Source organism: Sphaerisporangium sp. NPDC049002 (assembly GCF_040649355.1).
In the GTDB taxonomy this organism is placed as follows: domain Bacteria; phylum Actinomycetota; class Actinomycetes; order Streptosporangiales; family Streptosporangiaceae; genus Sphaerisporangium.
Genome location: NZ_JBEZFH010000220.1, coordinates 1 through 12,488, shown reverse-complemented (window position 1 = coordinate 12,488; position 12,488 = coordinate 1). Strand labels below are relative to the sequence as shown.

Annotated in this window: 7 protein-coding genes; 4 read left to right on the top strand and 3 right to left on the bottom strand. The window is 70.3% G+C overall.

The window, feature by feature from the left end:
* Window positions 1–2,088 precede the first annotated feature (2,088 nt).
* From AB0B89_RS30375 to AB0B89_RS30365, 3 genes are all read right to left on the bottom strand, one after another.
* On the bottom strand, window positions 2,089–3,597 hold the full coding sequence (locus AB0B89_RS30375; protein WP_358559652.1) for a CoA-acylating methylmalonate-semialdehyde dehydrogenase: 1,509 nt from the start codon (window positions 3,595–3,597) through the stop codon (window positions 2,089–2,091).
* On the bottom strand, window positions 3,594–4,892 hold the full coding sequence (locus AB0B89_RS30370; RefSeq protein WP_358559650.1) for an aspartate aminotransferase family protein: 1,299 nt from the start codon (window positions 4,890–4,892) through the stop codon (window positions 3,594–3,596). Before AB0B89_RS30370 ends, AB0B89_RS30375 begins: the two co-directional genes overlap by 4 nt.
* 228 nt (window positions 4,893–5,120) lie before the next feature.
* A complete protein-coding gene (locus AB0B89_RS30365) occupies window positions 5,121–6,641 on the bottom strand; it encodes an MFS transporter (RefSeq protein WP_358559648.1) in 1,521 nt (506 codons plus the stop codon).
* A gap of 73 nt (window positions 6,642–6,714) precedes the next feature.
* On the opposite strand from AB0B89_RS30365, the gene AB0B89_RS30360 reads away from it, so the two are divergent.
* The 4 genes from AB0B89_RS30360 (at window position 6,715) to AB0B89_RS30345 (ending at window position 12,042) form a co-directional block, all read left to right on the top strand.
* Window positions 6,715–7,443 carry a TetR/AcrR family transcriptional regulator C-terminal domain-containing protein gene (locus AB0B89_RS30360; protein WP_358559646.1) on the top strand — a complete coding sequence of 243 codons (729 nt, stop codon included), beginning with the start codon at window positions 6,715–6,717 and terminating at the stop codon, window positions 7,441–7,443.
* A gap of 192 nt (window positions 7,444–7,635) precedes the next feature.
* Window positions 7,636–9,246, top strand: coding sequence for a PucR family transcriptional regulator ligand-binding domain-containing protein (locus AB0B89_RS30355; protein WP_358559644.1), 1,611 nt, complete (start codon window positions 7,636–7,638; stop codon window positions 9,244–9,246).
* Complete coding sequence (locus AB0B89_RS30350; RefSeq protein ID WP_358559642.1) at window positions 9,243–10,379, top strand: P1 family peptidase; 1,137 nt, start codon at window positions 9,243–9,245, stop codon at window positions 10,377–10,379. Before AB0B89_RS30355 ends, AB0B89_RS30350 begins: the two co-directional genes overlap by 4 nt.
* A gap of 196 nt (window positions 10,380–10,575) precedes the next feature.
* Entirely contained in the window at window positions 10,576–12,042 is a 1,467-nt protein-coding gene (locus tag AB0B89_RS30345) for a phosphodiester glycosidase family protein (RefSeq protein ID WP_358559640.1), read from the top strand.
* Window positions 12,043–12,488 lie beyond the last annotated feature (446 nt).

Genomic DNA, 12,488 nt, shown 5'->3' with positions numbered 1-12,488 from the left:
CCCGGCGCTCGCGCGGGCCCCGGCGCTCCCGCCCGGCCCCGGCCGGGCCGCATCGCGTCCTTTCCGGAGCGGGGGGGGGGGGGGGGGCCCCCCCGGCGCCCCCCACCCCTTCTGTCTATTTCACCCTTCGGACGTCAGAGGCGATCAGCCACCGCAGACGGAGTAGACGACCGGGTAGCCGTAGCTCGAACCTCCGCCGCAGGGCGATGCCGGGACCGCGGTGAGCGGAACCACGACACCGGCCGGGAGACCCACGATCGGCACAAGGCCGCCGGTCGGGGGCGCCTGGGGAGCAGGGGAACCGGTGCTCGGTCCCCCGGTCGCCTGGCCGGTCGTGGTGGGGGCGGGCGGTCCAGGAGGACCAGCGGGACCTTGCGGTCCAGCCGGACCTGCCGGGCCCTGCGGACCTGCCGGGCCTGCCGGACCTGCCGGGCCCTGCGGACCTGCCGGACCGGGAGCGCCGTCGACCCCAGGCAGACCCTGCGGACCTGCCGGACCGGGAACGCTACCGGCCCCAGGGGGACCCTGCGGACCTGCGGGACCCACCGGACCCACCGGACCAGCCGGACCCGGAGCACCATCGATCCCAGGGAGACCCTGCGGACCTGCCGGTCCTACGGGACCCGGAGCACCATCGACCCCAGGCAGACCTGCCGGGCCGGGAGCGCCGTCGACCCCAGGCAGACCCTGCGGACCTGCCGGACCCACCGGACCCGGAGCACCATCGATGCCGTCGATACCTGGAGCACCGTCGATCCCCGGTGCGCCATCGACTCCGGGCGGACCCTGCGGGCCTGCCGGGCCTGCCGGGCCCACGAAACCTATGGGACCCACGGGACCAGCCGGACCCGGAGCACCATCGACCCCGGGGGGACCCACAGGACCAGCCGGGCCGGGAGCGCCGTCAACTCCAGGCGGACCCACCGGACCCATCGGACCCACGGGACCGGGAGCACCGTCGACACCGGGAGCACCGGGAGCGCCGTCGAAGCCCGGAAGACCCTGAGGACCTGCGGGACCAACCGGACCCACCGGACCCACCGGACCGGGAGCACCGTCGACACCCGGAGCACCGGGAGCGCCGTCGAAGCCCGGAAGACCCTGAGGACCTGCGGGACCAACCGGACCAACCGGACCCACCGGACCCACCGGACCGGGAGCGCCGTCGACGCCAGGAAGACCCTGAGGACCTGCGGGACCAGAGGGACCAGCCGGGCCCGCCGGACCAGGAGCGCCGTCGACGCCAGGAAGACCCTGAGGACCTGCGGGACCAGAGGGACCAGCCGGGCCCGCCGGACCAGGAGCGCCGTTGATCCCGGGAGGACCTGCCGGTCCTACCGGTCCCACCGGGCCGGGTGGCCCCGCAGGTGCCGGCGGGACCTTACAGAGGGATTGCGGCAGGCCAAAGAATCTGCACAGCGGGATGGTGTTGGGCGCGACCGGGACGGATTGGGGCCAGGCAACCGACTGAATGGTCGTGCCCGACGGAGTCAGCGGAATCGGCGGAATCGGGCACAAGATAGGCGTACAGTAATCGAGCGCCTTGGATCGCCTTGGGGTGAATTTGCGTACATGTGCCGATGTTCTAGAAGTCGCGCCGTCCCGCGCATTTCCGGTAACTGCCTGGTTGCCTGGCCAGGCAGTTCTTGCCTCAGCACCTGCAGGAGCAGGAGAGTAAACGAGAACGGCTCCGGCGAGCACGCTGCCCGCCAGAGTCCGTTTCATAAAAGTAGCCACTCTTCATTCTCTCCCCCGGCCTCTCATGAAGTCACGCCCGGGAGAAACTCTTTGACAGGCCCGGGAGGTCTGGGCAGACCTTTTTCCCATTTGATCAACATACCTGCCCGGCGTCGTGGAGTTCTTTGCCAGGCCCCCCCGGAATGGCCGACGAAAATGCCGTATCAATACAAGTGAAGGCATGCATCGGAATTAATCGGATAAACGGCTTGTCCAGAGCCCGACACGCCGTCCGGAGGGACGAACGTAGGCGGTCAGGACGTTCCGGCGCGGAGGGCGGCCGCCGGACCATGATGGCCCCGCCCGAGAAGAGAACTCGGACGGGGCCGTCGGCGGATCGAGGCGAGCGGGCTACTTGTTGGTGGGGAATCCGAGGTTCACGCCGCCGTGGCTCGGGTCGAGCCAGCGCGAGGTGACCACCTTGCCGCGCGTGTAGAAGTGGACGCCCTCGGTGCCGTGGACGTGCGTGTCACCGAAGAGCGAGGACTTCCACCCGCCGAAGCTGTAGAACGCCATGGGCACGGGGATCGGCACGTTGATGCCCACCATGCCGACCTCCACCTCGTTCTGGAAGCGCCGGGCGGCGCCCCCGTCGTTGGTGAAGATGGCGGTGCCGTTGCCGTACTCGACGTCGTTGATGATCTGAAGGCCCTCCTCGTACGAGGAGACCCTGACCACCGACAGCACCGGGCCGAAGATCTCGTCGCGATGGACGGCCGACCCCGGCGCGACCTTGTCGATGACCGTGGGCCCGAGCCAGAAGCCCGGGGTCTCGGCGGCGGTCGCGCCGCCCTTGATCGGGGTCTCGCGCCCGTCCACGACCAGTTTGGCGCCCTCCGCGAGCGCGGTGTCGAGGTAGGAGGCCACCTTGTCGCGATGCGCCCCCGTGACCAGCGGGCCCATCTGGGAGTCGGGGTCGTCGCCCGGGCCGACTGTCAGCGTGCTCACGCGCTGGACGATCTTGTCGACCAGCTCGTCGCCGACCGGGTCGACCGCGAGCACGACCGAGATCGCCATGCACCGCTCCCCCGCCGAGCCGAAGCCCGCGTTCACCGCGGCGTCGGCGACCAGGTCGAGATCGGCGTCGGGCAGCACGAGCATGTGGTTCTTGGCCCCGCCGAGCGCCTGCACCCGCTTGCCGTGCCGGGTCCCCGTCTCGTAGACGTACCGGGCGATCGGCGTGGAGCCGACGAAGGAGACCGCGCGGACGCCGGGGTGCTCCAGCAGCCGGTCGACGGCGACCTTGTCGCCCTGGACGACGTTGAACACGCCGTCGGGCAGACCGGCCTGCTTCCACAGCGACGCCATCAGCAGCGACGCGGACGGGTCGCGCTCTGAGGGCTTCAGCACGAAGGTGTCGCCGCAGGCGATCGCGAGGGGATACATCCACATCGGCACCATGGCCGGGAAGTTGAACGGCGTGATCCCCGCGACCACCCCCAGCGGCTGCCTGATCGAGAACGAGTCGACGCTCGTCGAGACGTTCTCGGAGAAGCCGCCCTTGAGAAGGTGGGGGATGCCGCAGGCGAACTCCACGACCTCCAGCCCCCGCGCCACCTCGCCCAGCGCGTCGGAGTGCACCTTGCCGTGCTCGGCGCTGATCAGCGCGGCCAGCTCGTCGCGGTGGCCGTACATCAGCTCGCGAAACCGGAACAGCACCTGCGCCCGCTTCACCAGCGAGGCGTCCCGCCACGCCGGGAACGCGGCCGCGGCGGCGGCCACCGCCGCGTCGACGTCCTCGGGGCCGGCCAGGTCCACGTGCCCCGCGACCTCGCCGGTGGCCGGGTTGAAGATCTCGGCCCGCCGGCCCGAGCTCCCCTCCGCCTCCTCGCCGCCGATCCAGTGCGTGACCCGCTTCACTTGACCTTCTCCTCGTTGATCGTCTGAAGTGCCGTGAGGATGATGCCCAGACCCTCGCGCGCCTCGTCCTCGGTGAGCGTCAGCGGCGGGGCCATGCGGAGCACGTTGCCGTAGAGCCCGCCCTTGCCGGCCAGCAGCCCGAGCTTCTTGGTCTCCTCCATGAACCGGCCGGCCAGCTCCGGCGCGGGCGCGCCGGTCGCGGGGTCGACCAGTTCCAGGGCGAACATGAGGCCCTTGCCCCGGACGTCCCCCAGGATCGGCAGGCGGCCCCGCGCCTCGCGCAGGCCGTCGAGGAGGATCGCGCCCGTGACGGCGGCACGCGCCTGGAGGTCGTGGTCGAGCACGTAGTCGAGGGTCGCGTTGGCTGCGGCCATGGAGATCGGGTTGCCGCCGAAGGTGGCGAGGCCGATGGCGTGCGGGGCGTCCATGAGGTCACCCCGGGCCACCACGCCTCCGACCGCGAACCCGTTGCCGAGGCCCTTGGCGAAGGTCATCATGTCGGGCGTCATCCCGTGGTCCTGGATGCCGAAGAACGCCGAGCCCGTGCGGCCCCAGCCGGTCTGCACCTCGTCGGAGATGAACAGGATGCCCTCCTCGTCGAGGACCTCCTTGTAGGCGCCGAACAGCCCGTCGGGGGCCATGGTGAAGCCGCCGACCCCCTGGATGGGCTCGGCGATCAGCGCGGCCACGTCGCCTCCCACCGCGGTGGCGAGCACGTGGCGCAGGTCCTCGACGCAGGCCTTGATGTAGTCGGCGTCGGACAGGCCGCGGAACTGCGGGAGGTGCCGGTCTGCGCCGTGCAGGAAGTGCACGTTGAGCGGGGAGAGCGAATTGTTCTTCCAGCTCCGGTTGCTCGTGACCGACAGCGCGCCGAAGCTCCTGCCGTGGTAGCTCTGGCGCATGGCCAGCACCTGGTCGGACCTGCGGGCGTACGTCGCGAGCAGCAGGGCCGTCTCGTTGGCCTCTGTGCCGGAGTTGGTGAAGAAGACCTTCGCGTCCTGGATGCCCGACAGCCGCGCGATCTTCTCGGCCAGCTCCACCTGCGCGCGCAGCAGGTAGACGGTGCTGGTGTGAACGACCCCGGTGGCGAGCTGGCGCTCGACCGCCTCACGGACCTCGGGCACGTCGTACCCGATCATGTTGGTGAGGATGCCGGCGAAGAAGTCGAGGTAGGTGCGGCCCTCTGCGTCGACGACGCGGTTGCCCTTCCCCCGTACGATCTCGATCGGCTCGTCGTAATAGAGGGACAACCAGTTGGGCATGACCGCACGGTGGCGCGGAAGAAGGTCCGACATAGTCCGATTATGTCGATTTATCGGCATCGCTCCCACCTCCAAGGTGTCGGCGTACGGCGAATTCACCTTACATGCTGCCACCCCCAACCTTCTATCGTCCTGAAGCCATGTGGACATGATGTCCGGACATTTCCCAAGCGCCTGCGGGCGGCGTACGTCCACCGCCCGCAGGCGCCTGAGCTCAGACTTTCCTGCCAGGCCACGCTCCCGGTCGGGCCACGCTCCCGGTCAGGACACGGGTTCGGGCCGGCGCTCGGCCACCGGAGCCGTACGGGGGCGCAGGACCGCGAAGGCGAGCGCGGCGGAGGCGACGGCGAACGCGACGCCGACCCACGAGCCGAACGACATCGCCGACACGAACGCCTCACGGGCCGTCTTCGCGAGCCCCGGGTCCCCGAGCCGCAGCGCGGCGCCGATCGAGTCCCTCGCCACGGCCGGGGCGCTCTCGGGCATCCGCGCGGTGTAGACCCCGGCGAGCACGCTGCCGAGGATGGCCACGCTCAGCGCCATGCCGACCTGCTGGACGGTGTCGTTGAGCGCCGAGCCGACGCCCGCGTGGTCCGGCGGGACCGCCCCCATCAGCGTCGCGTAGGCCGCGGGCCCCGCGAGACCACCGCCCATGCCCATGATCAGCAGGCCGGTGATGAGCCGGCCGTACCCGTCGGACGGGCCGATGAGCGCCAGCACCATGAACCCTCCGGCCATCACGAGCATGCCCACCGCGATCAGCACCCGGTTGCTGACCCGCTGACCGAGCCCGGCGCCGACCCCGTTGAACAGCGCGGCAGCGACCGCGTACGGCAGGAGCGCGAGGCCCGCCTTCATCGGCCCGTACGCCAGCACGAACTGCAGGTACTGGGTGAGCATCAGCAGCAGCGCCCCGGTGCCGAACGACATCAGCACGATGGAGAACGACGAGCCGCTGAAGTCACGGTCGCGGAACAGCGAGAGTGGCAGCATCGGATGGTCGGTCCGCCGTTCCCAGATCACGAAGCCCCCGAGCGCCACGACGGCGACGGCGATCGCCACCAGCGCGCGGGCCGAGGTCCAGCCCTCGCGGGGCGCGTCGATGACCATGTAGACCAGCGCGGTCATGCCGACCGTGGACAGCAGCGCGCCGAGGGGGTCGGTTGGACGGGCGGGCGCGCGGGACTCGGGCATCAGCAGGACGGCGGCGAGGATGGCGACGGCGGCGATCGGCACGTTCAGCAGGAACACCGAGCCCCACCAGTAGTGCTCCAGCAGGAACCCGCCCAGGGTCGGCCCGGCGATGACCCCGACCATGGCGACCGCGCTCCAGGCGGCGAAGGCCTTGCGGCGTTCGGAGTCGTCGAAGACCGTGATCAGGATCGACAGGGTGCTCGGCATCAGGAACGACCCGCCCACCCCCATGAGCGCGCGTGCGCCGATCAGCTGCCACGGCTCCTGGGCGAGCATCGCGACCACCGAGGCTCCGCCGAACACCACAAGCCCGATGATCAGGAAGCGGCGCCGGCCGTAGCGATCGGACAGGCTCCCCGCGGTCAGCAGCAGGCCCGCGAAGACCAGGATGTAGGCGTCGATGATCCACTGGATGTCCGCCGGGCTCGCGCCCAGGTCGCGGATGAGCGAGGGGATCGCGAGGTTCAGCACCGTGTTGTCCACGACGAGCACCAGCAGGCTCAGGCACAGCACGGCGAGGATCCACCAGCGCCGGGGATTCTTCCCGGGCGCGTCTCCGTGCTCTTCTCGTACAGCGTTCGAGTTCACTCGCACAGCGTACGATGAGAGTCGTACAGCGTGCGAGTGGATTAGCCTTGGGGCGAACGAAGGAGAGTCATCCTTGCCGAGCAAGACGGGGTTCACCTCGGTCTGGTCCCGCGAAGCGCCCGCCAAGCGCACACGGGAGCAACCCTCGCTGAGCCGCGAGCAGATCGTCCGGGCCGCGATGGAGCTCCTCGACACCGAAGGCATGGACGCCCTCAGCATGCGCAAGCTCGGGGCGAGGCTCGGCTCAGGAGCGACCAGCATCTACTGGCACGTGGCCAACAAGGAAGAGCTGCTGGAGCTCGTGCTCGACGAGGTCTACGGCCAGGCGCGCATCCCCGACCCCGCCGTCACCGGCTGGCGTGACGCGGCCGCGGCGTTCGCCTACGGCCTGCGCAGCGCGATCCTCGAACACCCCTGGTCGGTCACGCTCATCGGAGCCATGCCGAGCCTCGGGCCGAACGCCCTGGCCGTCGGGACGACGCTGATGAACGCCTTCGAGCTGGCCGGTTTCACCGGCATGACCCTCGAATACGCCTCGGCCTCCCTCCTCTCCTACACTCTGGGCGCCACGATGCCCGAGGTCAGCTGGCTGAACACCGTCGGCCGGTCGAGCGCGGACGCCGAGGAGTGGATGAAGGCGATCCGCCCCCAGATGCGGGTCGCCGCCGCCGACTACCCCAAGCTGCTGGCCCGCTATGAGGACTACGAGAGAATCGACTTCAGCAGGGCCCGGCACCTGGCCTTCGACTTCGGCCTGATCTCCATCCTCGACGGCCTGGAGGCCCGCCTCCGCCAGACGTGAGTGTTCGCCTTCACGTGGGCGCGCTCGCCTCGACGTGGGCGCTCGCCCCCACCAGACGTGAGCGCTCCACTCCGCCAGGCAGAGCGCTCTTCCGCCCCGGTCGGCGAGCGGTCGGCGGTGCCGTCCAATAGCCGACATTCTGTCAGGGAGTGTATGGTCGGTCTTACATGGTGATCGGCTAGGCTCGGACATATGCTACCGACCCTGGCCGACGTCCTCGCACTGGACGCCGTCCGCCGAGGCAACCCGCGCGTCGTCGCGGGCGCCGACCGGCTGGACACGCGCGTGCGCTGGGTGCACGTCGGCGAGGTCAGCGACATCGCGCACCTGCTCCGCGGGGGCGAGCTCATCCTCACCACCGGCGTCGCGCTCCCCGACGAGCCGGACAAACTGGCCGACTACATCGCCGACCTGGCGGCCGTGGGCGCGTCCGGCCTGATCGTCGAACTGGGCCGCAGGTTCATCCGCGAACTGCCACGTGCCGTCGTCGAGTCGGCGGAGACCCATGGCCTCCCCCTCGTCACACTGGCCCGCGAGACACCCTTCGTACAGATCACCGAGTCGGTGCACGCCCGCATCATCGACATCCAGCTTGAGGAGCTCCGCGCTTCCGAGCATCTCCACGAGGTGTTCACCGAGCTGTCGGTCGAGGGTGCGTCACCGGCCGAGGTGCTGACACAGGTCTCCCGCCTGTCGGCCCGCCCCGCGATCCTGGAGAACCTCGCCCACCAGGTGCTCGCCTGCGAGTCCACCGGGCGCGACACCGGCATCCTGCTCGCCAACTGGGAGGCCCGGTCACGGGCGGTCGCCCCCCGCGAGCGCACCGCCTACGACACCTCGTCCGGCTGGCTGGTCACCATGGTCGGCGCGCGCGGCCACGACTGGGGACGGCTGATCCTCATCTGCGAGTCCGCACCCGGCCCGCGCGACATAGTCCTCGCCGAGCGCGCCGCCACGACGCTCGCCCTGGGCCGGCTGCTGGAACGCCACCAGGAGAGCCTGGAACGCCAGGCCCACGGCACGATCATCACCGGCATCCTGACCCACGCGTACGCCGATCCCGAGGAGGCGGCGGCACGCGCGCGGGCGGTCGGGGTCCCGCTCACCGGCCGCAAGCTCATCAGCGTCGTGCTCCGGCTCACCGACCCGACCGAGACGGCACTGAACCTCCAGGCCCAGCTTGGCGAGCTGGCCGAGGCGACCGCCGCGGCCTGCCGTGACTCCAAGCTGCCCGCCCTCGTCGGCGCCCTCGACCAGAACCGCGTCGGGGTCCTGCTTCCCCTGCCTCCCCGCGCGCTCGCCGAGGGCGCGCTCACGACCCTGGCCGAGCGGCTGCGCACGGCCTTCGCCGCGCCGTTCGTCATCGCGGCCGGCTCCGTCGTCGAGTCCATCAGGGACGTACGCCGGAGCTTCCTCGAAGCCGAGCAGGTCGCCGAGGCCGCCGCCCGCCAGCCTGACCGGCGCCCGTTCTACCGGCTGCCCGACCTTCGGCTCCGCGGCCTGCTCCACCTCCTGCGGGACGACGCCAGGCTGCAGACCTTCGCCGAGCGCGAGCTCGGACCGCTACTCGCCCACGACGCCCATCGCGGCGGCGACCTCACCGGCATCCTGCGTACGTACCTGGAAGCGGGACGCAACAAGGCCGTGGCGGCCCAGCGCGCCCATCTGTCGCGGCCGGCCTTCTACGACCGGCTCCGCCGCCTGGAGCGCATCCTCGACACCGACCTCGACGACGTCGAGTCCTGCCTGTCCCTCCACGTCGCCCTGCTGGCGCTGGAGTCGTTCCGAAGGGAGATCCGTTGAGCCTCGGCGACGTCACGCCCCTGCGCGCACGTGACCACGGCATCGTGATAGGCACCGGCGCCCCCGGGCCGTACAACGCCATCACCGATGTCGCGGGGGTCACGGTCGGCCACACCACCCTCGTACGCGGCGAGGGCGCCCGCGTCGTGGGCGAGGGCCCGGTGCGCACCGGCGTCACGGTGGTGCTCCCGCACGGCGGGTCGGCCTTCGACGAGCCGGTGTACGCGGGCCTCCACTGGCTGAACGGCAACGGCGAGATCACCGGCATGGCCTTCCTCGACGAGTTCGGCATGCTCGCCTCGCCGATCGGGCTCACGAACACCGCCTCGGTGGGAGTGGTGCGGGACACGATCGTGGAGATCGAGGTGGCCTCCCTCGGAAGGGGCCGTCAGGCCTGGTCCCTCCCCGTGGTCGGCGAGACCTGGGACGGCACGCTGAACGACATCGACGGCCAGCACGTCAAAGCGGAGCACGTCAAGGCCGCCTACCGCGCGGCGTCCACCGGGCCGGTGGCCGAGGGCGGCGTCGGTGGCGGCACCGGCATGATCTGCCACGGCTTCAAGGGCGGCATCGGCACCGCCTCCCGCGTTCTCGGCGAGGATGAGGGCGGCTACTCCGTGGGCGTGCTCGTCCAGGCGAACCACGGGTCACGCGAGCGCCTGACCGTCAACGGCGTTCCCGTCGGCCGCCATCTCGACGACGTGCCGAGGCCCACGCCGCCGAAGTTCGAGGGCGCCGGGTCGATCATCGGCATCATCGCCACCGACGCGCCGCTGCTCCCCCACCAGTGCCGCAGGCTCGCCCAGCGCGCCGGGCTGGGCATCGCGCGCACGGGCGGCGCGGGGGAGAACTCCAGCGGGGACGGCTTCCTGTGCTTCTCCACCGCCAACCGCAACCTCCCGGCCAACACGCTCGACGCCGATCCGCCGCGCACCTTCGACGTGACCGTGCTCGCGGACGACTACATCAATCCGCTCTTCTACGCCGTGATCGAGGCGACCGAGGAGGCGATCGTCAACGCCCTGGTCGCCGGGGACACCATGACCGGCGCCGACGGCGTCACCGTCCACGGCCTCGACGGCAAACGCCTGGCCGGGCTCCTCCGTGACGGGGTCGTGCCGCTCGCTCGGTGATCGCGGCTAGCGAACCGTAACGCGGCGTTGCGCGCGACCGCAGGAGCCGGGCGGATTCGCGCCGGGCCCGCTCATTTCCGGATCCGGAAAAACGGCCGGTTACATTCTCGTAGACGTGGGCGTGTTTGCGGGCGCCTGGCGTGTCATTGCCAAGACCATGGTGCGTCAAGGAGTAGATCACCCACGGGAGCCCTTGATGCCACGTCGCCTCATCGCCGGTCTTGCCGCGCTTTCCTTCCTCGCGGCCACCGTCCCCGCGCCGGCGATCGCCGAATCGACTCAATCGGGACTGCCGTCGGAGAACTTCCCGCTCGGGCAGCCGGGTGCCGTCACCCAGGAACAGAGAGCGGTCGCGTCCGGCATCGACCTGTTCAGCGTGCTCTATGGAACGCCGACCGATGGATACACGGTGTCGGTGCTCATGAAGGGCAAGGACTACGGCTCCCAGGCCGCCGCGGAGGCGGCGGCGGAATCGGCCCTGAACGCGGGATTCGAGGCGAGCATCCAGCAGTTCACCCGCCCCGGCGTCGCCGACTTTCCCGAGGGGACCAGCTACACGGTACGCATCGGGCTTTGGACCCTTGAAGAGCGCAATGAGGCTGAAAAGGTAGTTAAGAAGCTTAAAGAGGCTGATATCTCCGCGAAGGTGGACTTCCTCGGGGACGACGGGCTGCAGACCACCGGTCCCTGGGACATGCGGGTGCTCACCGTCGATCCTCGGGCGTTCACCGGTTCCTACCACTCCAGCATCGGAGCCAGCGTCGCCAAGCGCGAGACCCCCTCGTCCATGGCCAAGAAAGAAGGCGCCATAGCCGCGGTCAACGGCGGCTTCTTCAACATCCACACGGACAAGAACCTCCGGGGCGAGCCCGTGGGCGTCTCGGTGGTCGACGGCCGCCTGCTCAGCGAGGCGGTCGAAGGCCGCAGCGCCCTGATTCTCAAGGGGCGCACCGCTCGTATCACCGAGGTGAAGACGACGGTTACGGCAACCTCGGCCGACGGGGAGAGGACGACCATCAACGGCGTCAACCGCGCGGCCCAGCCGGACGAGCTGGTGCTCTACACCGAGGAGTTCGGAGAGAAGACCCCCTCCGACGAGGGAGCCGAGGCCGTCCTCGACGACCAGGGCGAGGTGCTGACCCTTCGCCCCGCAGGCGGCAAAGTGGCGCGCGGGACCCGCGTACTGCACGGCACCGGCATCATGTCCGACTGGATCTGGGCGCACGCCTGGGAGAAGTGGAACCTGAAGGTCACCACCAAGGTGACGGACATGCGCACCGGCAAGGGCGTCCCCCTCACCCCGGAGACCAGCATCATCGGCGGCGGGGTAGGCCTGGTCCGCGACGGCCGCGAACACATCACCGCCAAGGCCGACGGGCACGCGAACATCAACATGATCCTCCGGCGGCACCCTCGCACCATGGCCGGAGTCACCAAGTCGGGCAAGCTCATCCTCGCCACCGTCGACGGCCGCAAGCCTGGCGTCACCGTCGGAGCTTCGATGGTGGAGGCCGCACAGCTGATGCTCTGGCTGGGCGCTCGTGAGGCCATCAACCTTGACGGCGGCGGGTCGAGCGCCATGGTCGTCAAGGGCAAGGTAGTGAACCACCCCTCCGACGGCACCGAACGCGGCGTAGGCGACGCCCTCCTGATCCTCCCCTGACCCCGCACCGACCAGCCAAGCCAACTCCCCCCACCACCCGGACGACATCGTCATCCCGCCCCGACACCGCGGGATGATGGTCAGCGGCACCGGCGCCCGCTACGGCGAGGAGCCATCGAAGGCCGGCGGGAGACGCGCTGACCGCCATAGGCAGCCCAATGTTGAGAGTCAGTGGACTCCTCGCGGGTGACCGGGAGGCGTGCCCGCTCCACCGGTTCCGCGTCCTGTCACTCGGCTCGCTCGGCGCCCCGTACCAACCTCACTGCCGATCCGGTGCCAGGTCGCTCGACACCCACACCAACCCGACTTCCCAGCCGCTGTGGCGTCCTGACTTTGGGCGCCGACGCGGTCGGACGCGGGGCGGCGATACCGGCGCCGGCCTACGGCGAGGGACCGTCGAGAGTGCGACGGATGGGACAGGCATGCCCGATGGAGGACATCGACCT